The 18,660-nt window shown below is 74.6% G+C and carries 21 protein-coding genes; 6 read left to right on the plus strand and 15 right to left on the minus strand.

Annotation, left to right across the window (positions count from 1 at the left end; genetic code table 11):
- Window positions 1-72: 72 nt before the first annotated feature.
- From ACZ501_RS20205 to ACZ501_RS20220, 4 genes are all read right to left on the minus strand, one after another.
- Window positions 73-1,323 carry a sensor histidine kinase gene (locus ACZ501_RS20205; RefSeq protein ID WP_361596889.1) on the minus strand — a complete coding sequence of 417 codons (1,251 nt, stop codon included), beginning with the start codon at window positions 1,321-1,323 and terminating at the stop codon, window positions 73-75.
- Window positions 1,311-2,027, minus strand: coding sequence for a hypothetical protein (locus ACZ501_RS20210; RefSeq protein WP_468797032.1), 717 nt, complete (start codon window positions 2,025-2,027; stop codon window positions 1,311-1,313). Before ACZ501_RS20210 ends, ACZ501_RS20205 begins: the two co-directional genes overlap by 13 nt.
- A gap of 120 nt (window positions 2,028-2,147) precedes the next feature.
- Window positions 2,148-4,139, minus strand: a complete 1,992-nt coding sequence (locus ACZ501_RS20215) for an FUSC family protein (protein ID WP_468797035.1) — start codon at window positions 4,137-4,139, stop codon at window positions 2,148-2,150.
- A gap of 71 nt (window positions 4,140-4,210) precedes the next feature.
- The gene (locus ACZ501_RS20220) at window positions 4,211-5,038 is read right to left on the minus strand and encodes a hypothetical protein (protein WP_468797038.1); all 828 of its coding nucleotides are present in this window, start codon (window positions 5,036-5,038) and stop codon (window positions 4,211-4,213) included.
- Between the two features lie 163 nt (window positions 5,039-5,201).
- Here ACZ501_RS20220 and ACZ501_RS20225 point away from each other — a divergent pair, with 163 nt between their 5' ends.
- Window positions 5,202-5,615 (plus strand): hypothetical protein, encoded by a 414-nt coding sequence (locus tag ACZ501_RS20225; RefSeq protein ID WP_361596901.1) that lies wholly within the window; start codon window positions 5,202-5,204, stop codon window positions 5,613-5,615.
- A gap of 66 nt (window positions 5,616-5,681) precedes the next feature.
- On the opposite strand, the gene ACZ501_RS20230 is transcribed toward ACZ501_RS20225, so the two are convergent.
- The 6 genes from ACZ501_RS20230 to ACZ501_RS20255 all read right to left on the minus strand — a co-directional run bounded on the left by ACZ501_RS20230 (window position 5,682) and on the right by ACZ501_RS20255 (window position 8,603).
- Window positions 5,682-5,951, minus strand: coding sequence for a hypothetical protein (locus ACZ501_RS20230; RefSeq protein ID WP_468797041.1), 270 nt, complete (start codon window positions 5,949-5,951; stop codon window positions 5,682-5,684).
- A 58-nt stretch (window positions 5,952-6,009) separates the two neighbouring features.
- Window positions 6,010-6,366: a hypothetical protein gene (locus tag ACZ501_RS20235; RefSeq protein WP_468797044.1), complete on the minus strand. Its 357-nt coding sequence runs from the start codon at window positions 6,364-6,366 to the stop codon at window positions 6,010-6,012.
- A gap of 100 nt (window positions 6,367-6,466) precedes the next feature.
- Entirely contained in the window at window positions 6,467-7,051 is a 585-nt protein-coding gene (locus ACZ501_RS20240) for a class F sortase (protein WP_361596910.1), read from the minus strand.
- Window positions 7,052-7,285: 234 nt separating this feature from the next.
- Complete coding sequence (locus ACZ501_RS20245; protein WP_361596913.1) at window positions 7,286-7,531, minus strand: hypothetical protein; 246 nt, start codon at window positions 7,529-7,531, stop codon at window positions 7,286-7,288.
- A 59-nt stretch (window positions 7,532-7,590) separates the two neighbouring features.
- Complete coding sequence (locus ACZ501_RS20250; RefSeq protein WP_468797047.1) at window positions 7,591-8,346, minus strand: CbtA family protein; 756 nt, start codon at window positions 8,344-8,346, stop codon at window positions 7,591-7,593.
- A 41-nt stretch (window positions 8,347-8,387) separates the two neighbouring features.
- Window positions 8,388-8,603: a CbtB domain-containing protein gene (locus tag ACZ501_RS20255; RefSeq protein ID WP_361596919.1), complete on the minus strand. Its 216-nt coding sequence runs from the start codon at window positions 8,601-8,603 to the stop codon at window positions 8,388-8,390.
- Between the two features lie 241 nt (window positions 8,604-8,844).
- On the opposite strand from ACZ501_RS20255, the gene ACZ501_RS20260 reads away from it, so the two are divergent.
- A complete protein-coding gene (locus tag ACZ501_RS20260; RefSeq protein WP_361596922.1) occupies window positions 8,845-9,303 on the plus strand; it encodes a histidine phosphatase family protein in 459 nt (152 codons plus the stop codon).
- Window positions 9,304-9,372: 69 nt separating this feature from the next.
- Here the strand turns inward: ACZ501_RS20260 and pucL are convergent, their stop codons facing one another.
- Window positions 9,373-10,290: a factor-independent urate hydroxylase gene (pucL, locus tag ACZ501_RS20265; RefSeq protein ID WP_468797050.1), complete on the minus strand. Its 918-nt coding sequence runs from the start codon at window positions 10,288-10,290 to the stop codon at window positions 9,373-9,375.
- A gap of 264 nt (window positions 10,291-10,554) precedes the next feature.
- Window positions 10,555-11,916 carry an aspartate aminotransferase family protein gene (locus ACZ501_RS20270; RefSeq protein WP_361596928.1) on the minus strand — a complete coding sequence of 454 codons (1,362 nt, stop codon included), beginning with the start codon at window positions 11,914-11,916 and terminating at the stop codon, window positions 10,555-10,557.
- A 497-nt stretch (window positions 11,917-12,413) separates the two neighbouring features.
- Between ACZ501_RS20270 and ACZ501_RS20275 the strand changes: the two genes are divergently transcribed.
- The gene (locus ACZ501_RS20275; RefSeq protein WP_361596931.1) at window positions 12,414-12,821 is read left to right on the plus strand and encodes an ATP-binding protein; all 408 of its coding nucleotides are present in this window, start codon (window positions 12,414-12,416) and stop codon (window positions 12,819-12,821) included.
- Between the two features lie 98 nt (window positions 12,822-12,919).
- On the opposite strand, the gene ACZ501_RS20280 is transcribed toward ACZ501_RS20275, so the two are convergent.
- Together ACZ501_RS20280 and ACZ501_RS20285 are read right to left on the minus strand one after the other, a co-directional pair.
- A complete protein-coding gene (locus ACZ501_RS20280; protein WP_361596934.1) occupies window positions 12,920-13,768 on the minus strand; it encodes a SigB/SigF/SigG family RNA polymerase sigma factor in 849 nt (282 codons plus the stop codon).
- Window positions 13,769-14,089: 321 nt separating this feature from the next.
- Window positions 14,090-15,280 (minus strand): MFS transporter, encoded by a 1,191-nt coding sequence (locus ACZ501_RS20285; RefSeq protein WP_468797053.1) that lies wholly within the window; start codon window positions 15,278-15,280, stop codon window positions 14,090-14,092.
- Between the two features lie 84 nt (window positions 15,281-15,364).
- Between ACZ501_RS20285 and ACZ501_RS20290 the strand changes: the two genes are divergently transcribed.
- Entirely contained in the window at window positions 15,365-16,342 is a 978-nt protein-coding gene (locus ACZ501_RS20290) for an ArsR/SmtB family transcription factor (RefSeq protein WP_468797056.1), read from the plus strand.
- Between the two features lie 26 nt (window positions 16,343-16,368).
- The gene (locus tag ACZ501_RS20295; protein ID WP_468797059.1) at window positions 16,369-16,761 is read left to right on the plus strand and encodes a TOBE domain-containing protein; all 393 of its coding nucleotides are present in this window, start codon (window positions 16,369-16,371) and stop codon (window positions 16,759-16,761) included.
- 87 nt (window positions 16,762-16,848) lie between these two features.
- Here ACZ501_RS20295 and ACZ501_RS20300 read toward each other — a convergent pair whose 3' ends face one another.
- On the minus strand, window positions 16,849-17,517 hold the full coding sequence (locus ACZ501_RS20300) for a TetR/AcrR family transcriptional regulator (protein WP_468797062.1): 669 nt from the start codon (window positions 17,515-17,517) through the stop codon (window positions 16,849-16,851).
- A gap of 96 nt (window positions 17,518-17,613) precedes the next feature.
- Here ACZ501_RS20300 and ACZ501_RS20305 point away from each other — a divergent pair, with 96 nt between their 5' ends.
- Complete coding sequence (locus ACZ501_RS20305) at window positions 17,614-18,657, plus strand: aldo/keto reductase (protein WP_468797065.1); 1,044 nt, start codon at window positions 17,614-17,616, stop codon at window positions 18,655-18,657.
- Window positions 18,658-18,660: the final 3 nt, after the last annotated feature.

Below are 18,660 nucleotides of genomic sequence, written 5' to 3' on the forward strand. Positions count from 1 at the left end.
GGCCGGCGGGGGTGTTTGCCGGGCGGAGGTGTTTCACGTGAAACATCCGCCGGGGCCTCCCCGCGAGGCCGGTCAGCCGGTCTCCGGCAGCCGTCCGACCGGGAGCCGGAGCGTCGTCAGCGCGCCCCCGTCCGGGGCGTTGGCGAAAGTCAGCGCGATCCCCAGCACGGCCGCCTGGCCCGCGACGATCGTCAGACCGAGCCCCTGGCCGCGGCCGCGTCCGGGGTCCCCGGTGCGGAACCGCTTCGGGCCCTGCTCGATCAGCTCGGGCGGATAGCCCCCGCCGTGGTCGCGGATCACCACCACCGGCCCCTCCACCGCCACCTCGACCGGAGGCCGCCCGTGCTGGTGGGCGTTGGCCAGGAGGTTGGCCAGGATCCGGTCCAGACGTCGGCGGTCGGTGAACACCACCGCGTCCCGCACGATGCGTACCTCGGCGGACAACCGGGTGCCGGCCACGGCGCGTTCCACGGCCCGGCCCAGCTCGACCTGGGCCAGGTCGGCCCGCTCCACCCCGGAATCCAGCCGGGAGATCTCCAACAGGTCCTCGGTGAGCCGGTGCAGGGCGCCCAGCCGGTCGTTGATCATCTCCGTGGGGCGGCCCTCCGGCAGCAGCGCGGCGGCGGCCAGCGAACCGGTCAGCGGGGTGCGCAGCTCGTGCGCGACATCCGCCGTGAACCGCTTCTCGGCCTCCAGCCGCTCCTGGAGCGAGGCGGCCATCGAGTCCAGGGCGTGTGCGACGTCCCGGACTTCGTCGCGGGAGCCGTGCGGGCCGGTGTCCGCCGGGAAGCCGACCCGGGCGTCCAGGTCGCCGGCGCTGATCCGGCGGGCGACGGCGGCGGTCGTCACGAGCCGGCGGCTGATCCGGTCGGCGAGGAACACACCGGCCAGGGCCACCACACCGGCCGCCAGCGCCGAGGAGGCGAGGATCGCGGTGTCGAGGTGGCGCAGCCGCTCGCGCGTGCTCCCGTACGGGATCCAGACGGCCAGCGCCTTCCGGTCGGCGGGGGCGGCGGCCCACATGACCGGCTTGCCCTCGTAGGTGCCGACCATGCTGCCGGTCCGCCCGCGTGCGACGAGGCCGCGCAGGGGGGCGGGCAGGCCGGGCGGGTCCAGGGCGGCGTTCACGTCCCCGTGGGCGGTGCCGTACGCGTAGTGGCCGAGGGCGTGGTCCAGGTCCCGGTTCGCGTCCTTGCGGACCTCGCCGACGATCTGCCGGGCGACGACGTTGTGCACCAGGATCCCGAGGGCGGCGGCCACCGCGCAGCACACCAGGGTGGTGGTCACGGCGATCTTCCAGCGCAGGCTGCTCAGCGCGCGCATCGGAACCGGTCCCCGCCGTGCGGGACGTCCGTGAGGGCGGGGCAGTCGTCGAGGGTGAGCTGCGACAGGCTCATGCTCCCGGTCTTCGGGTCCCACACGTAGTCGGAGACGGAGATGTAGGCGGGGTTCGACGTGGGCTCGCGGACCGACAGGTGCTCGGCGGCGACCTCCACCCCTTCCAGCACCCCGCGCCGGGACAGGATCCGGGCGATCCTGCCGTCGTCCCGGACGGTGTAGACGCGCAGCTCGGTGACCCGGCCGTCCACGTCCAGGGCCGCGATCAGCTCCTCCTTGCCGTTGCCGGTCAGGTCGTGGAGGACGCCCGGGCGGACGGGGCAGTACGGGCCGCCGTCCACAGCCCCCGTGCAGAGCGTGAGCCGCTGGACGGCCCGGGGGTCGACGAGCCGGCCGGAGCCCGCGTCCTGGGCGGTGGCGGAGGTGATGTCGGCCCGTACGACGGCCAGCGCGTCCACCCCGCGCATGCTCTGCCCCTCCGCCTTGGGGAGCCCGGGCACCACGGCGGCCGTGCCGGGCTGCTGCCCGGGGCCCGGCGGGTCCGGGCGGTAGCCCTTCCACAGGCTCTTGGGGGCGTGCACGGTGCCGAGGGCGCCCGCGCTGCGCAGCCCCTCCACGTCGGCGCACCCGGCCGTGGCCGCCAGGAGGGCGGCGAGACCGGCGAGGGCCGGGAGCTGCGTGCTGCGCATGTACACGATGCTGCCCCCCGCCCCGCGTCCCGGCCCGGCCACTGCTCCATCCGTGCCCCTCGCACCGCCCGTCCCCCCGGGGAAATCCCCGGGGGGACGGGGTGCGGCGCGGCGGGAAGGTCAGAGGTGGGAAATGGCGCGGGCGGCCGCCAGTTCCTGGCGGAGGGGGGCCAGGACGTCGGCCCCGCCGGCCTCCGGGGGCGTGTCCGCGCGGACCGGGGAGGGGTTGCGACGGACGCCCTCGGCCAGCTCGCGGAGCTGTCGCGCGATCCGGTCGACCTCCGCCGCCGCCGGCGCGGCGGCGCCGTGGTCGACGCGGACCCGCGCGGCGGTGGTGGCGTCGACGATGCGCTCCACGGCCACGACCAGTGGCCACCACGCGGCGGCCCGGCTCCCGGTCGGCGGGGGCTCGGTCAGGGCCCGCTGGAACTCGCTGCGCACCCCCGAGAGGTCGCGGTAGATGCGGCGCCGGGCCTGGAGGCGGGACTGCCGGGCGGCCCGCAGCGCGGCCTCGTCCGTCACGGGGGCGAAGGCCCGCTCCACGTAGCGGGCGGCGTCGTCGACGGCGTCGGCGAGCCGGTCCCCGATCCGGGTGTGCCAGCTCTCGGGCCACAGCAGGTAGCCGGCGACGAGGGCGATGCCGCAGCCGATCAGGCTGTCGAGCAGCCGGGGCAGGATGAGGTCGAAGCCCTCGTGGTTGAGCTGGTCCGACAGGAGCAGGATCACGGGGGTGATGGCCGCGGTCTGGAAGGCGTACCCCTTGGCGGAGAAGGCGGGGATCAGCGCGGCGAGCACCACCATCGCCGGTACGTCCCACCAGCCGCGCGGCACCTCGGAGAGGACGGCGGCCGCGAGGACCAGCCCGGCGGCCGTGCCCAGGGCGCGCAGCACGGCCCGGGAGAACACCGACCCGAAGTCCGGTTTGAGGACGAAGGTGACGGTCAGCGCCACCCAGTAGGAGCGTTCCACGTCGATCAGGGAGACGAGCGACTGGGCAAGCCCGATGCACAGGGCCAGGCGCAGCCCGTACCGCCAGGAGGCCCCGGACAGCATCACGTCGCGCACCCCGCGCCCGGCCCGGACGCGCAGGGCGGCGGGCCGGCCGAGGCGGTCGTCGACGTTGTACGGGTCCGGTTCGGCGAGGTGCACGATGGCCGAGGCGTGCCGCAGCGCGGAGTCCATGGCCCGCTCGGACGGGGTGCGCGCCGCGGGCAGGGCGAGGGCGGGGGTCCCGGTGCGGCCCTCCTCGACGCCGGCGGCCAGTTCCCGTACGGCCGCCGGGATCTCGGGCGGCAGCGGCACGCCCCGCAGGTGGGCGGCGGGCGCGGCCTCCACGAGCGGGATCAGCACGTTCAGCTGGGCCAGCATCCGCACCAGGGCGGGGCTGCGTCCGTGGACCCGGGCGCGGCGGCCCAGGACCAGGTCGTAGGCCTGGTTGAGGGCCTGCGTCACCTCCTGGCGGCGTTCGTCGTACGCGGCCTGCGGCCCGCCACAGGCTTCGAGGGCGTCGGCCAGCGCCCGGTAGGCGGCCGCGACGGCGGCCCGCTCGGGCTGCCGTCCGCGCAGGGGCCAGCCCAGCAGGGTCAGGACGAGTACGAACAGGCCGCCGGCGGTGAGCAGCAGCGGTGCGGTCCACCAGGGCCGGGGCATCGGCAGGCCGGCCCCGACGACGGCGTTGAGCAGGAGCAGCAGCCCCGACACGGAGGCGACGGTGCCGATCGAGGAGATCATCCCGGAGAGGAGCGCGATCAGGGTGAGGACGGCGACGGCGAGCCAGCCGTGTCCGTAGACGAGGGTGCCGACGGCGACGCCGACGGCGCCGAGGGCCTGCGGGACGGCGATGTTCAGGACCCGCATCCGGTAGGCGTCGGCGGTGTCGCCGATGACGCCGGCGAGGGCGCCCATGGAGACGAGCGCTCCGTACTCGGGCTCGTCGAGGGCGAAGCCGAGGGCGAGCGGGGCGGCCATCGCGATCCCGGCGCGGGCGGCCGCGGCCCACGGCACGGGGGCGCTGCTCGGCCGCAGGCCCGCGAGCAGCCAGTCGGGGGGAGCCAGGGGGTGGGGCCGGGGCCGCCCGGCCGGTATGTGCTCGGTGCGTCGTTCGGTGGTCATTCCGCTTCCGTGTCGCCGCTCGCGAATCGGTCGTTCTGGGGAGTTCTGCGGAGGATGGGTACCTTCCGAGCTTATGGGGTGCGGCCGAGCCGGCCCATCAGCCATGCGGTCAGCGCGGTGGCCAGTCCGACGGCGAGCACCACCCAGGCGGTGGTGCGCAGGAACGCGGTGAGGGCGTCGTACACCGCGGCGGCGGCGGGCCGGTCGATGTCGGCGGGCAGGTCCTCCAAGGTGAGGCGGCGGCACACGCTCACCGCCGTTCCCAGCACCAGGGCGCCCACGGCGAGCCCGGCGCCCGTCGCGAGGAGGGCCCGCCGGCGCCGGATGGCGACGGCCACCGCCGACACGGCCAGCAGCACGGTCAGGACCGGAAGCCAGACTCCGGCGATCTGCAGCACGTGGAACCCCTCCCGGAGAGCGCCGAGGTTGTCGTATTCCATGACCTTCACGGAGAGGTGGGTCTCCGGGATCCGGTCGGCGAAGGGCACGTCGTCCGCGAGCAGCTCCTCCTTGACCCGCGCGATCACGGGCGCGAGGTCGATGGTGACGGCGTCCCCGTGGCCGGTTTCCAGGGCCTCGAGGAAAGCGGCGTGCGCGGCCCTGTTGGCCGCCTCCCAGGCCGTCCGGTAGGCGGGGGTACCGGAGAAGGAGCGCAGGGCCTCGCCGATGAGGGCGTCCACGCCGCCCTGGAAGGGACCCGCGTCGATCTGCCCGGTCAGGGCACGGGTGGCCTGGGTGACGACCACGTCCTGGACCGCCGGGTTCCGCGCGAGGGGCGCCATGACCGCGGTGTAGTGGTCGGCGTCGCCCAGCCGGCGGTCGGCCCAGTACGCGACCGCGCTCGCGGGAACGAGCAGGGCCACGAGCACGATGAGGGCCGCCGACAGGAAGGTGCGCACGTCACCAGGGAAAGCGGGCGGCGGGGTGCGGCGCCACCCCTGCTGCTGCGTCCGGGGCCCCGATTCCCTCACGGGACGCGTCCCAGACCGCCCGGACGGGTGATCCACTTGCCGCTCCCGGGTGCCGGGTGTGCCCTTGAGGATGGAAGAGAGGAGCCCCGCCATGGCACATGCGGCACCCACCGCCCCCCGGCGGCACCGCCCGATGAGGTCGGCGGACGCGCGGCAGCACACCGACAGGAGCACCCTGGTCCGCGCGCTGCTGCTCGGCCTCGTCTACGGGGTCTGGGCGGCCTTCATCAAGCGCCAGATGGGCCCGGTGGACGCGGGCAACGTGTTCTACGGGATCCTGTGCGGCCTGGTCTTCGCGGCGTGCATGGTCGCCCTCGCGCGGGTCGGCCCGAAGCTGAGGCGGGAGCCGCACGCCGCCGCGTACGGCGTGTTCGGCGGCGTGGCCGCCGGCTACCTCCACAGCCTGACCAACGAGTCCGTGCTCCGGGCCGCCGTCGTCGGCCTCTTCGTGGGGCTGGGTGTGGGGCTCACGGCCTTCTACCGGTACTACACGCGGGAGGACTGAGCCCGGCGCCGGTGCCCGCACCCCCTCCACGGGGTGCGGGCACCGGCACCTGCCGTCCCGCCCGGGCTACGCCGCCGAGCCCGCGGGGTCCTGCCGGGGGGTGCCGGAGACGGGCTCCGCGTCGGCGGCAGCGGCGGGCTGCGGCACCGTCCGGTCCGCGGCGGGGCGGCCGTCGGCGGGGCGCCCGTCGGCGGGGCGGCCGTCGGCGGTGGGCACGTCGGCGGTGGGCCGGGCGGCGGTGCGACGGTCCTGCCCGTCCTTGCGCACCGGCGGCGAGAAGCGGGCGACCTCGGCGCGGAGCATGGCGTTCAGGGCGGCGTACGGGTCGATGGGCATGGCGGAACCTCACGGTGGTTCGGGGTGTGTGGGGGGTCGCGTCCGCTGCTCGGCCCGCTCAGCAGCGCAGGACCACACTCCGTACCGTCCGCCGGGACAGGGCCGGTGCGGCCGTCCCCGACGAAGCAGCGCGGGCCGTCCCACTCGCGTGTTCCACGTGAAACATGCGCGGCGACAGCCGCCGTACGGCCGGCACGCCGCGCAGGACCGCCCGCAGCGCGGCGCGGCCCACGGGATCCCCGGCCGGTTCCGACTGGCCCTCGGTGGGGTCGGCCGGCGCGGAGGAGGCGGGGCGGGAGTCCGCGCCGGCCGAGGCCGTCGCCGCCGGACCGGCGCCGAACAGGCACAGCAGGGCCACGCAGGCCACCGTCAGGGCCCGCGCCAGCGCCGTCCGCGTGCACCGCGCACCGTTCATGGGCCCTGCATGCCCCGACACGCCGATCGACGTGCCGCGAACCCCCGAGAAGCCCCCGACCGGAGGACGAAGACACCCCCCTCGGCTGATCCCCGCCCGGTCAGCCGGCGCGCCGCGGCGCCGTCAGCCGGGCCAGGACGGAGGTCTCGCCGCTGACCAGCCGCAGCCGCGCCCTCCCCGCGTCCCCGGCCGGCGCCGTGACCGCGTGCGGCGACACCCGCTCGACGGTGAACACGGCCGTACGGTGGTCCGCGCGCGGGATCTCGATGACGCGCCCGCGCCGCAGCCCGGCGAGCGGCAGCCCCTCACCGGTGATCACGGCCGTCCCGGCGGACCCGGGAGCCGGGCCGTCGGTGTCCCAGCCGGCCCGGCCCGCACCGCCCGGCGGGCCCCCGTCCAGCGGGAGGTCCACACCGAGGCCGGGGATCCGCAGCCGCAGCGGCCGTGAAGGCCGCATGGGAGGGGCCGACACCGTCCGGTGCTGCGTGCCGGGGGCGTGCGCACCGGAGTGGTCCAGCCCGCGCACGAGACGGCGGTGCCCGGACAGGCCCAGCGCCCGGGAGGGCAGCGCGTCGGTGACGCCCGAGGCGGCGGGCTCCGCGCCGGCACTGCCGCGCAACAGGCCGACACCGGTACAGAGCAGAGTGACCGTCAGCGCGGCGGCGGCCCACTGGGCGCGGGACATGGCGTTCCTCCTGTCCGGCTCGGGCGGCCGGTCCTGGGAGCAGTGGACCGCTCCCGGGCCGCCCGCACATCGCCGGAACCGCCGCATATGACGGCGCGTCACGCGTCCGCCCCGCCCCGGTGCCGGCGTCCTCGCAGCTGGCGGCGGGTGCACCGGCCGTACGCACCGGGTCGACCCCCTACCCCCGAACGGATGAAGGGTGACCCGCGCCCCGAGCCCGCGCCCCGAGCCGGCTCAGACCACCACCAGCGCCACCGCCGCCACCCCCATGAGGGCGGCGGCGAGGTGCATCGCGGGATGGCCGTAGTCCCCGAACCAGAGCTGCCGGGCCAGCCCGCCGAGGGCGGCCAGGGCGCTGATCACGCCGATCTGAGCGATGAGGGTGACGGCGGTGAAGGGGGCCAGGACCAGCAGTACCGAGTTGAGCCAGAACGGCGCGGCCCCGGTCCAGCCCCGCCATTCCCGGATCGCGGACGGCATCGCCGGATCCCACCCCTCTCCACACCCGTCACACGCGCAACAGGTGTGTCGCGCTCAGCTCATCGGCTGACAGCCTCCTTGGGTGCGGCGGCCGGGACAAGAGCGCGTTCGGCTAGAAAACCGAAGGCCAGGCCGAAAGTCGCCCACAGCGCTGCCTGGATGGCCAGCGACGCGAGACGGAACTGCCAGATCAGCGCGGCCGGGAAGTCGGCCGGCACTTCGTTGATCCCGGGCAGCAGGGCGTACGAGACGCCCACCGCGGCCACGAAGGCGAGCGAGGCCACGACCGAGGCGTTCCAGTTGCCCAGGCGCGGCGCGAGCCGCCGGCCCAGGACCAGCGCGGCCGCCGCCAGCAACGCGCTCAGGGCGATCATCAGCAGGTAGAGGGCGGTCCGCCGGGCAGCCGTGTCGGGGTCCCCGACGGCCGGCGGGTTGGCGGGGTACTTGAAGAACGGCACCAGGGTCATGGTGACGAACAGGGCGCCGGTGACCAGGGCCGCCGTGGCCCGGGCGCCGAAGCGCCCGATCCGGCCCAGGGCGAAGCAGTAGACGAGCGCGGCGATGCCGCCGAGCGCGACCCCGTACAGCAGGACGCCGGTGCCCAGCCCGGCCGTGGCCTGGAGGGCCCGGCTGACCGGGGCCTCCTCGGCGCCGTGGTCGTGGCCGGCCGCGAGGTGGCCGGCCTCCTCGATGGCGATCGCCGCGTCCACCTTGGACTCGCCGAGGAGGTAGGCGACGACGAAGGCGGCGACGCCCGCGAGCAGGCCGGCCAGCATGCCCCGCACCAGCAGGACACGGGGGGAGACGGTGTTCACGTAGGAGCCCCTTGCGTGATCGTGAGGGAGATCAGAAGGGGTCAGTGGCAGGGGAAACCGAGCAGGTGGCGGCCGTCGTGCAGCCACTCGTGGACGGTCTCGCCCTGGAAGACGGCGGTGGCGCCCTGCTCGATGCCGACGAAGTACAGCAGGACGAGGGTCAGGACCGCGGCGAAGGCGGCCCAGGGGGCCAGCGCGGAGAGGGAGATGGGGGCGACGGCGGCGGGGGCCGAAGCGGGCGCGGCGATGTGAGCCATTGCAGAACCTCCAGGGGGAACACGCGTCCCGGTCAGTGGTGCTCTCTTCGAAGGCGGCGGGTCTGACTTCCCTCCCGCGGTGCCGCGGGAGGATTCACAGTGGCGCGACCGTGCCGGATTCTCACCGGTACTTCCGTCATACCTTCGTCATGTCGTCCGAGACCGTACCGCGCCGGTGGCGTGAACACCACGGCGTGTGGCCGCCGTCTCACGCGCCGGGCGTGCGCTCTACGCTCCCCGCATGCCGTCCGTACGCGTACACCTCGCCACGCCCCCGCTCGACGCCGCCGCCCGCCAGGGGCGGTTCGGACACGGGGAACCGTGCCCCGGCCACCCGGGCCTGGCCGGGCCGGCCATGGGGCGGTGGGCGGGCCGGACGCTCGAAGAGGTGGCCGCGGAGGACCCGGAGGGGGTCCGGCGCTGGCTCACGGACCCTCGGTTCGCGCCCCCGGGCGGCGGGGAGGCCACGGCGGCACTGATCACCCGGACGGGTGAGTACCTGGCGGGCCTGGGTCCCGGCCGGCACCACGCGGTGGTCGCGCAGGCCGTCGTACGGGCGGCGGTGGTGGCGGCGCTGGAGCTGCCGGCGGCGGCCTTCTGGCGGCTCGACGTCCGGCCGGACACCGTGACGGTCCTCAGCGGTCGGGCGGGCCGCTGGAACCTGCTGGTCGGACAGCAGCGGGAGGAGGCGCGGGAGTGAACGCGCTCCGGCCCGGACCCCGCGACGCGGTCCGGGCCGGACGGAAGGCTCGCTGCCGTGGGAACCGCCCTACGCGACGATCCAGTCGGAGGTCGCGATCACAGGCTGCACGCCGTCGCGGTGGACGGTGCCCTCGATCAGGCCGTACATCCGGTCCGCCGCGAAGTAGACCTCGTTGTCGTTCTTGAGGCCGAAGGGCTCCAGGTCGACGAGGAAGTGGTGCTTGTTGGGCAGGTTGAGACGGACCTCGTTGACCTTGGGGCAGTTGTCCAGCACCCGCTCGGCCATCTGGTTCAGGGTCTGCTGGAGCGAGTAGGAGTACGTCTCCGCGAAGGCTTCCAGCATGTGCTTGCGGACCTTCTTGTACGACTGGTCCCAGTCGTGGTCCCGGTCGTCGGCGGCGAGCGCCGAGTGCGCCCAGCGGGCGGTGACCTTGGTGGCCAGGATGCGGTCGTACGCCTCCTGGAGGGTCGTGTACTTGTCCTTGATGTAGCCGTGGAACTCGGAGTTGGTCGAGTTCATCACCGTCAGGTCCTTCAGCCCCGAGATGACCTGGAGGCCGGTGGTCTCGCTGTAGGTGACCTGCGCGGTGCGCACCTCCTGGCCCTTGCGGACGAAGGAGTGCTGCTCCTTGCGGGTCGGGACGGGGATCCGCTCCCAGGCGTACTCCTCGATGCGGATCTGCGCCTCGCGGATCGGGGTCTGGGAGGAGACGAAGTGCTTGGCGAGCAGGATGCCGAAGGCCTCGGGGGAGGCGATGCCGTGCTCCTTGCCGAAGGCGTACACCGTGTTCTTGGTGGTGTCGGTCGGCAGGCAGTTGGCGTTGTCGCCGGTCAGGTGGACGTCACGGAACTCGCCGCGCAGCGCGACCGAGACGTTGAGGTCGCGGATCTCGTGCCAGGACCCGTCGTTGCCCTTGCGGGTCACCACGACGATGCGGTTCTCGGCCTTGCCGTACTGGTTCTGGCCCAGGACGTGCTTGCTCATGCTGTCTTCCTTCGGGTACTCGGGAACACGGAGTCCGTTCGATCTGGATCCCGTACGCCCGGCGTCCAGCGCCCGCCCTCCTGGAAGGGCGTCCCGCTCCCCGCCGTTCGGTCCCTCGGGACCGCCCCGGGACTGACGTGCATCCCGGTCCGTAGGTGCTGAGTGGTACTGCACGGATTGCACCATGTGTGCGACGCGATGACCACCGCACGGAACATCCGAACACCAGCACCCACGGCTTGGGCGACCGCACAAGCATGCAGGTCAGGCCATGTGCGCGTCCGTGACGGACAGGGCCTCGTCCAGGATCGCGAGCCCCTTGGCGACGTCCTGCGCCGAGATGTTGCAGGGCGGGGCGATGTGGATGCGGTTCCCCGCCAGGAGCGGCCACATGCCGCCCTTCTTCAGGGCCGCGCCGAAGGCGGCCATCGGCGCGTTGTCGGCGCCGGAGGCGTTGTACGGGACCAGGGCCTCGCGCGTACCGGCGTCGCGTACGAGTTCCAGGGCCCAGAAGGTGCCCATGCCCCGGACCTCCCCGACGGAGGGGTGCCGCGCGGCGATCTCGCGCAGCCCCGGGCCCAGCAGCTCGGCGCCCGTGCGGGCGGACTGCTCGACGATGCCCTCCTCGGCCATGGTGTTGACCGTGGCGACGGCGGCGGCGCAGGCCAGCACGTGCCCGGAGTACGTCAGCCCGCCCGGGTAGGGGCGGCGCGCGAAGGTCTCGGCGATGGCGGCGGAGATGGCGACGCCCCCGAGCGGTACGTACCCGCTGGTGATGCCCTTGGCGAAGCAGAGGAGGTCGGGGGTGACGTCCCAGTGGTCGGCGGCGAACCACGCGCCGGTGCGGCCGAAGCCGACCATGACCTCGTCCAGGATGAAGACGATGCCGTAGCGGTCGCAGAGCGCGCGCACGCCCGCCAGGTATCCGGCGGGGGGTACGAGCACGCCGGGGGCGCCGCCGACGGTCTCCAGGATGATCGCGGCGATGGACTGCGGGCCCTCGAAGACGATGGTGTCCTCCAGGTGGCGCAGGGCGCGCTCGCACTCCTCGGCCTCGGTGGCGGAGTGGAAGGGCGAGCGGTAGAGGAACGGCCCCCAGAAGTGGACGACGCCGGCGGTGGCGCCGTCGTTGCCGAAGCGGCGGGCGTCACCGGTGAGGTTGATCGCCGTGGTGGTCGCCCCGTGGTAGGAGCGGTACGCGGACATCACCTTGGGCCGGCCGGTGTGCAGCCGGGCCATCCGCACCGCGTTCTCCACGGCCTCGGCGCCGGCATTGGTGAAGAAGATCTTGTCGAGGTCGCCGGGGGTGCGCTCGGCGATGAGGCGTGCGGCCTCGGAGCGGACGTCGACGGCGAAGCCGGGCGCGAGGGTGCAGAGCCTGGCGGCCTGCTCGGCGATGGCGGCGGCCACCTTCGGGTGCTGGTAGCCGATGTTGGTGTAGACGAGCGAGCTGGAGAAGTCGAGGTAGCGGTTGCCGTCGTAGTCCCAGAAGTACGAGCCCTCGGCCCCGGCCACGGCGAGCGGGTCGATGAGCTCCTGCGCCGACCAGGAATGGAAAACGTGCTTCCGGTCTGCTTCTTTGACTGCGTCTTTCACGGCGGCGGTGGCGTCGGCTTCTGCGTTCATATATCGAGGGTAGTTGTCCAGGATGTGGACGCCGGGGTGCCTGGGCCACGCGGCCCCCGTGCGGCCGACTTGACGGATCGCGGACCGCGGTCTCGACGGGGCGGGGACGCCCGCATAGCGTCCCTGGGACCCGCCGCTCCACGGGGGAGAACGGCGGAAAACCCGAGGTGGCGGCCCCTTTCCCGGCCCGGCGCTGCCCGCCGGGGTCAGCTGGGGGCCGCCGCCGGGTGCCTTCGTCAGGCCGTCGCCGCGGGCCCTCGTCCGCCGCCGCCGGATGCCTTTTCGCCCGGCCGCCTCCGGGGCCTCGTCCGGCCGTCGTCCGGCCCTCGACCCTCCGTCGACCGCCCGTCGTCCGCCCGTCCGCCGTGGTTCCGCACCGCCGCACCTCACCCTCACCGCCCCGACTCGGCAGTAGCGTGGAGTCCGGGCGTGATTTGTCCGTCCCGGCCGGGGGTAGGTGCGGCGCCGGGGGAGCGGCGTCGGAGACGGGAGAGCCTGTGGCGGAGCAGACGCGGCGGCTGGTCCTGGGCGGCGCGACGGCCGGTGTCGTGGCCCGGTGCCGGGACTTCACCCGCCGGGCCCTCGCCGACTGGCTGGGCCCCGAGGACTCGGAAGCCGGGGACGACGTGCTCCTGCTGGTCTCCGAGGTGGTCACCAACGCGTGCCTGCACGCCGGCGGCCCGCGCGAGCTGGTGCTGCGGCACAGCCCCGGCATGCTGCGGGTCGAGGTGAGCGACGACAGCCCGGAGCCGCCGGTGCGCCGGGCGACACGGGACCGCTCCCGGCCGGGCGGGCACGGCCTGGTCCTGCTGGAGCGGCTGGCGAAGAACTGGGGCTCGCTGCCCGCGTCGGAGGGCCGCTCCGGCAAGACGGTCTGGCTTGAGGTGACGCTCCCGGCCTCCTGAGGGCCCCCATCGCGCGAGGGCCGGCTCCCGGGACACGGGCCGCAGGCCCTCCGGATCCCCGGCCCTCCGGGCTCGCTCGGGGGCCTGACGGTCAGGCCTCAGGCGTCGGTGAGGAGGCCCCCGCGCAGGCGGGTCAGGGTCCGGTTCAGCAGCCGCGACACGTGCATCTGGGACAGCCCCAGCCGGGCCCCGATCTCGGACTGGGTCAGCTCCTGCCCGAACCGCAGCGACAGCAGCTCCCGCTCCCTGGGCGGCAGGCCGGCGAGCATGGGCTTGAGCGACTCCAGGCACTCGATCCGGTCGTACGCGGGCTCCTCCTCGCCGAGCGAGGACCGCTCCGCCGCCGGGTCGCGCTCCGAGTCCTCCTGGACCGGGGCGTCCAGGGACCGCGCCGAGTACGCGCTGGCCGCCTTGCGGCCCTCGCTGAACTCCTCCGGCGTGACGTGGAGCTCCTGTGCCATCTCGGCGTCGGTGGGCTCGCGGCCGAGGTCCTGCTCCAGCGCGTCGTGGGCCTTGGCACTGTCGATCCGCAGCTCCTGGAGCCGGCGGGGGACCTTGACGGCCCAGCTGGTGTCGCGGAAGAACCTCTTGATCTCACCGGTGATGGTCGGCATCGCGAAGGTGGTGAACTCCACCCCGCGCTCCGGGTCGAACCGGTTGATGGCCTTGATCAGGCCGATCGTGCCGACCTGGACGATGTCCTCCATCGGTTCGCTGCGGCCGCGGAAGCGCCGGGCGGCGAACTTGACGAGGCTCAGGTTCAGCTCGACGAGGGTGTTGCGGACGTAGGAGTAGTCGGCCGTGCCCTCGTCCAGCTCGGCCAGCCGGTGGAACAGGGCCGTGGAGAGGGCCCTGGCCTCCAGGGTGGCCACGTCCATGCGCTCGGCGCGGTCTGCCCTGCCGGTGCAGTCCGCTCGGCCGGTGTGGTCGCGCTGGGTACGGTCCATCGTTCTGCGCTCCTCCGACGGTTGGTCCCGGGTCGCGGGCGTGTTCGTGCGCTATTGGGGCCGTCCAAATGGATATACCCGATCGAACCGGTCGATACCCACTTATTTGGGCTGCACGATGTTTCACGTGAAACCACGCTCCGGACGAAACCCCTGCTCACAGCTGTCCGGAGCCCGCAGCGCGGCCTCCCCCACCCTCCGGAAACCCACCGGGAACCGCCCGGAACCCGCGCCCGGGCCGGTCCGGTGCCGCGTGCGGGGAACTCCCCTGTGGCTCCCCGCACGCGACACCGCACCGGCCCGGCGCCCGGACCCCGCGCGCTACGCCGCCAGGCCGTGCTCCGTCCGCGCCGCCACCCGGTGCCGCAGCACCAGCACCGCTGCCGAGCAGAGCAGGCCGCCCGCCAGGGCCGTCCACCACAGGGCCGCCGGGCCGGCGCCCGCGTACAGGGTCACGCCCAGGGTGAGGGCGGCGAAGCGGGCGACGCCCCACGTCCAGCTGAAGGCGCCCTGGTAGCGGCCGCGGGCGTCGGCCGGGGCGAGCCCGGCGACCACCGAGGCCGAGATCCCGGCGACGACCACCTCCCCGAGCGACCAGACGACCACCGAGGCCGCATAGCCGGCGACGCCGTCGGCGAGCCCGGTCGCCGCCACCCCGGCGGCGATCAGCACGCTGCCGGCCGCGTGCACCGGCAGCTGCGGCAGCTTCGCGAGGCGGGCGGTCACCAGCGGCTGGAGCCCCACCACCAGGACCGCGTTGACGGCGGCCATCGCCCCGTAGGCGGCGGGGGAGAGGCCGCTGTCGCGCATGGCCAGCGGCAGGGCCACCTCGGTCAGCGAGTACACGAACAGCTGGACGCCGAAGACGGGCAGCAGCGCCAGCATCAGCCGGTCGCACAGCACGACCCCGTAGCCCAGGGTCCGTACGGCCCCGCCCGCCGGCGCCTCCCGGCGCGGCTCCCGCAGCCGGGCAGCGACGACGGTGGCGTACACCAGCAGGGTGGCGGCGTCGACCGCGAAGAGCAGCCAGTAGCCGTGGGCGGCGAGGAAGCCGCCGAGCACCCCGGCGACGGCGGTGCCGATGTTGACCCCCCACCCGAACAACGCGTACGCCCGCTGGCGGCGCTCCCCGTCGACCGCGTCGGCCATCAACGCGTACGCGGCCGGGCCGACCGTCGCCGAGGCCGCGCTCAACAGCAGCGCGGCCGCACCCATCGTCAGCACGCCCGGCGCGAGGAAGAGCCCGCCCTGCGCCGCGGCCGCTCCCAGCAGCCCGATCAGCATGGTCGGCCGCCGCCCGATCCGGTCGGCGAGCACGCCGCCGAGCGCGGGCCCGAGCAGGTTGCCGGCGCCGAGCGCGCCGAGGACGTACGAGGTCTCGGTGCCGGTGATGCCGCGGTCGGCCAGCAGGAACACCAGGAACGGGGTGACCAGGTGGCCGAGCCGGTTGACGACCGTGCCGGCGAAGAGGGTCCAGACGGTGGGCGGGAGTCCGCGGAAGGTGGAGAGCATGCGAGGAGCCTGCGCGCCCTCCCCGCCACCGCGAACTGATTAAGCTCAGGCCGAATCCAACGGGCGGGGCGAGGGGCGGGGGCCATGGAGCCGGGCTTGAGTTTTTCGGCGGGGGACCTGGCGCAGACCCGGTTCGCGGTCTCCCCGATGTGGGAGGTCGTCACCAGCTTCCGGCGGCTGCTGGACCCCGCCGCGGCGCACCTGCACCGCGACTGGGCCGCGCAGGTGCGGCCCCGGCTCGCGCGGGCGGGCCTGGGGCGGGGCTGGCTGGCCGAACTGGTCCCGGCGCGCGGCTACCTGGCCGACTTCCTCAACCCGACCCCGCCCGGGCCCTTCCCCGAACTCCCCGCCGAGCTGCGGGCCATCCGCGCCACCCCGCCCGAGCAGGTGCGCACCGACGTTGCCGCGCTCGGCCCCCGGGCGGCCTCCTCGCCCCGGCTGCGGCACCTGGGGGAGGAGCCGGAGGCGGCGCTGGAGAAGGTCGCGGCGGAGATCGAGGTCTACTGGGAGCTGGCGCTCGCCCCTTACTGGGCCCGGATCCGCCAGGTGCTGGAGGCCGACGTGTTCCACCGGGCCCGCCAGGTCGCCGAGCACGGCTCCGCGTCCGTCCTGAACGAGCTGCACGAGTCCGTCCGGTGGGACGCGGACACCCTGAGCCTGGTGAAGGCGCAGTGCGGGCTGACCCGCGAGCGGGCGGGCGCGGGCCTGCTGCTGGTGCCCTCGGCCTTCGCCTGGCCCCGGGTCCTGACCCGGGCGGTGGCCCCGGACCCGCCCCAGCTGGCCTACCCGGCGCGCGGCATCGGCACCCTGTGGGAGCCGCGCACGGCCTCCTCCGCCGAGGCGGTCGCCGCGGTGCTGGGGCGTTCGCGCGCGCTGCTGCTGGCCGAGCTGGACACCCCGGCCTCGACCACGCAGCTCGCCCGGCACTGCGGGCTGTCCGCGGCCGGGGTGTCGCAGCACCTGACGGCCCTGCGCAACGCGGGCCTGGTCACCGCCCACCGGGTCGGCCGCTCGGTGCTGTACGCCCGTACGGCGATCGCGGACGCCCTCCTCACGGCGTGAACGCGGCACGGCCTACCCTGCGGTGCATGGAGTCGTACACGATCGGCCAGGCAGCCCGGCTGCTCGGCGTCAGCAGTGACACCGCTCGCCGCTGGGCGGACGCCGAGCGCTTCCCGACCCGGCGCGAGGGGAACCGCAGGATCGTCGACGGGCCCGACCTGGCGGCGTTCTGCGTGCAGGTGGCGCAGGAGTCCGCAGAGGACGAGGACGCCCCGTACACCTCGGCCCGCAACGCCTTCCCGGGGATCGTGACCGGCATCCGGTTGGGCTCGGTGGGGGCGCAGGTGGAGATCCAGGCGGGCCCGCACCGGGTGGTGTCGCTGCTGACCCGGGAGGCGGTGGAGGAGCTGGGCCTGGAGGTCGGCATGCGCGCCACCGCCCGCGTGAAGTCGACCAGCGTCTTCGTCGACCGCACCTGAGCCCCCGCGCCGGAGGGCTCGCGCCGTTCCGGGCGCTCCGGCCAGGTCGTGCCGTCGCCGGTGTCCGGCGCTACTTCGACGGCACCCCTAGGCGGTGCGTACGAAGACCCCCGCGCGGGCCGCCGCGGCCGCCGCCGTGGCCGCCCGCCGGGCGGCGGCCTCGTCCAGCGGCGCGTCCGTGGTCAGCAGCCGGTAGTACAGCGGGGCGGAGACGGCGCGGACCACCTCGGCGGCGTCGGTGCCCTGCGGCACCTCGCCCCGTTCGACGGCCTGCCGTACGCAGGGCGCCCACTCCGCGACCCGGACCTCGTAGAAGCGGTGCAGGGCCTCGGCCGTACGGGCGTCGCCCGTGGCCGCGGCGATGACGGCCTTGAACAGCGGGCCCTGGCGCGGGTCGGACAGGGTGCGCCGGACCAGCCCCGCGTTGGCCAGCAGGTCCTCCTCCAGCGACCCGGTCTCGGTGCGCGGCAGCGACTGCTCGGCCATGTCCGTCAGCAGGTCGGCGACCAGGCCGGCCACGGTGCCCCAGCGCCGGTACACGGTGGTCTTGCCCACCTCCGCCCGCCGGGCGACCTCGGCGAGGTCCAGCCCGTGGAAACCCTGCTCGGCGAGCATGTCCCCGGCCGCCTCCAGTACGGCGGCCCGCACCCGGGCCGTCCGGCCCCCGGGCCGCACGGTCCCCGGCTCGGCGGTGTCCCCCGGCTCGGCGGCATCCCCTGAGGCGGCGGTCCCCGCGGCGGCACTCGACTCAGTCATAACGGTTCCCCGGTTCCATTAGTGGCGATCAGCTGTTACGTTGGGACCACCTTAAAGGGTCTGCGGTGCCATTACCGCTCACGGGAGGAGTCCGTCATGGAATACAGGCAGCTCGGGACGTCCGGCCTCAAGGTCCCCGCCCTCAGCTTCGGAGCGGGCACCTTCGGCGGCCGGGGCCCCCTCTTCAGCGCCTGGGGCAACACGGACGCCCAGGAGGCGCGCCGCCTGGTGGACATCTGCCTGGAAGCGGGCATCACCATGTTCGACACCGCCGACGTGTACTCCGCGGGCGCCTCGGAGGAGGTCCTCGGACAGGCCGTCAAGGGCCGCCGGGACCAAGTGCTGCTGTCCACCAAGGCCGGCCTGCCCACCGGTGACGGCCCCGGCGACTCCGGCACCTCCCGCTCCCGCCTGATCGGGGCCGTCGAGGGTGCCCTGCGCCGCCTCGGCACCGACCGGATCGACCTTTTCCAGCTGCACGGCTTCGACGCCGCCACCCCCGTCGAGGAGGTGCTGTCCACCCTCGACCAGCTCGTACGGTCCGGCAAGATCCGCTACGTCGGCGTCTCCAACTTCGCCGGCTGGCAGCTGATGAAGTCCCTGTCCGCCGCCGACCGGCACGGCTTCCCCCGCTACGCGGCCCACCAGGTCTACTACTCCCTCGTCGGGCGCGACTACGAGTGGGAGCTCATGCCGCTGGGCCACGACCAGGGCGTCGGCGCGATGGTGTGGAGCCCGCTGGGCTGGGGCCGCCTCACCGGCAAGCTGCGCCGCGGCCGCCCGCTGCCGGCCGGCAGCCGCCTGCACGAGACCGCCGACTTCGGACCGCCGGTGCAGGACGAGCACCTGTACGACGTGGTCGACGCCCTCGACGAGGTGGCGGAGGAGACCGGCCGGACCATCCCGCAGGTGGCCATCAACTGGCTGCTGCGCCGCCCGACCGTCTCCACCGTCATCGTCGGCGCCCGCAACGAGGAGCAGCTGCGGCAGAACATCGGCGCGGTCGGCTGGGAGCTGACTCCCGATCAGGTGGCCCGGCTCGACGCCGCCAGCCACCGCCCGGCGCCCTACCCGTACTTCCCGTACGAGCGCCAGGAGGCCTTCGCCCGCCTCAACCCCTCTCTGCTGACGCGTCGTTGACGG

Source organism: Streptomyces sp. NPDC034085 (assembly GCF_055575555.1).

What these genes read in the sequence shown, in the direction of transcription:
- ACZ501_RS20235 (WP_468797044.1), bottom strand. Translation starts at nt 6,366, where the DNA reads ATGAACGGTGCGCGGTGCACGCGGACGGCGCTGGCGCGGGCCCTGACG.
- ACZ501_RS20240 (WP_361596910.1), bottom strand. Translation starts at nt 7,051, where the DNA reads ATGTCCCGCGCCCAGTGGGCCGCCGCCGCGCTGACGGTCACTCTGCTC.
- ACZ501_RS20285 (WP_468797053.1), bottom strand. Translation starts at nt 15,280, where the DNA reads ATGCTCTCCACCTTCCGCGGACTCCCGCCCACCGTCTGGACCCTCTTC.
- ACZ501_RS20295 (WP_468797059.1), top strand. Translation starts at nt 16,369, where the DNA reads ATGGAGTCGTACACGATCGGCCAGGCAGCCCGGCTGCTCGGCGTCAGC.
- ACZ501_RS20225 (WP_361596901.1), top strand. Translation starts at nt 5,202, where the DNA reads ATGGCACATGCGGCACCCACCGCCCCCCGGCGGCACCGCCCGATGAGG.
- ACZ501_RS20300 (WP_468797062.1), bottom strand. Translation starts at nt 17,517, where the DNA reads ATGACTGAGTCGAGTGCCGCCGCGGGGACCGCCGCCTCAGGGGATGCC.
- ACZ501_RS20205 (WP_361596889.1), bottom strand. Translation starts at nt 1,323, where the DNA reads ATGCGCGCGCTGAGCAGCCTGCGCTGGAAGATCGCCGTGACCACCACC.
- ACZ501_RS20305 (WP_468797065.1), top strand. Translation starts at nt 17,614, where the DNA reads ATGGAATACAGGCAGCTCGGGACGTCCGGCCTCAAGGTCCCCGCCCTC.
- ACZ501_RS20290 (WP_468797056.1), top strand. Translation starts at nt 15,365, where the DNA reads ATGGAGCCGGGCTTGAGTTTTTCGGCGGGGGACCTGGCGCAGACCCGG.
- ACZ501_RS20270 (WP_361596928.1), bottom strand. Translation starts at nt 11,916, where the DNA reads ATGAACGCAGAAGCCGACGCCACCGCCGCCGTGAAAGACGCAGTCAAA.
- ACZ501_RS20230 (WP_468797041.1), bottom strand. Translation starts at nt 5,951, where the DNA reads ATGCCCATCGACCCGTACGCCGCCCTGAACGCCATGCTCCGCGCCGAG.
- pucL (WP_468797050.1), bottom strand. Translation starts at nt 10,290, where the DNA reads ATGAGCAAGCACGTCCTGGGCCAGAACCAGTACGGCAAGGCCGAGAAC.
- ACZ501_RS20215 (WP_468797035.1), bottom strand. Translation starts at nt 4,139, where the DNA reads ATGACCACCGAACGACGCACCGAGCACATACCGGCCGGGCGGCCCCGG.
- ACZ501_RS20255 (WP_361596919.1), bottom strand. Translation starts at nt 8,603, where the DNA reads ATGGCTCACATCGCCGCGCCCGCTTCGGCCCCCGCCGCCGTCGCCCCC.
- ACZ501_RS20245 (WP_361596913.1), bottom strand. Translation starts at nt 7,531, where the DNA reads ATGCCGTCCGCGATCCGGGAATGGCGGGGCTGGACCGGGGCCGCGCCG.
- ACZ501_RS20280 (WP_361596934.1), bottom strand. Translation starts at nt 13,768, where the DNA reads ATGGACCGTACCCAGCGCGACCACACCGGCCGAGCGGACTGCACCGGC.
- ACZ501_RS20260 (WP_361596922.1), top strand. Translation starts at nt 8,845, where the DNA reads ATGCCGTCCGTACGCGTACACCTCGCCACGCCCCCGCTCGACGCCGCC.
- ACZ501_RS20210 (WP_468797032.1), bottom strand. Translation starts at nt 2,027, where the DNA reads ATGCGCAGCACGCAGCTCCCGGCCCTCGCCGGTCTCGCCGCCCTCCTG.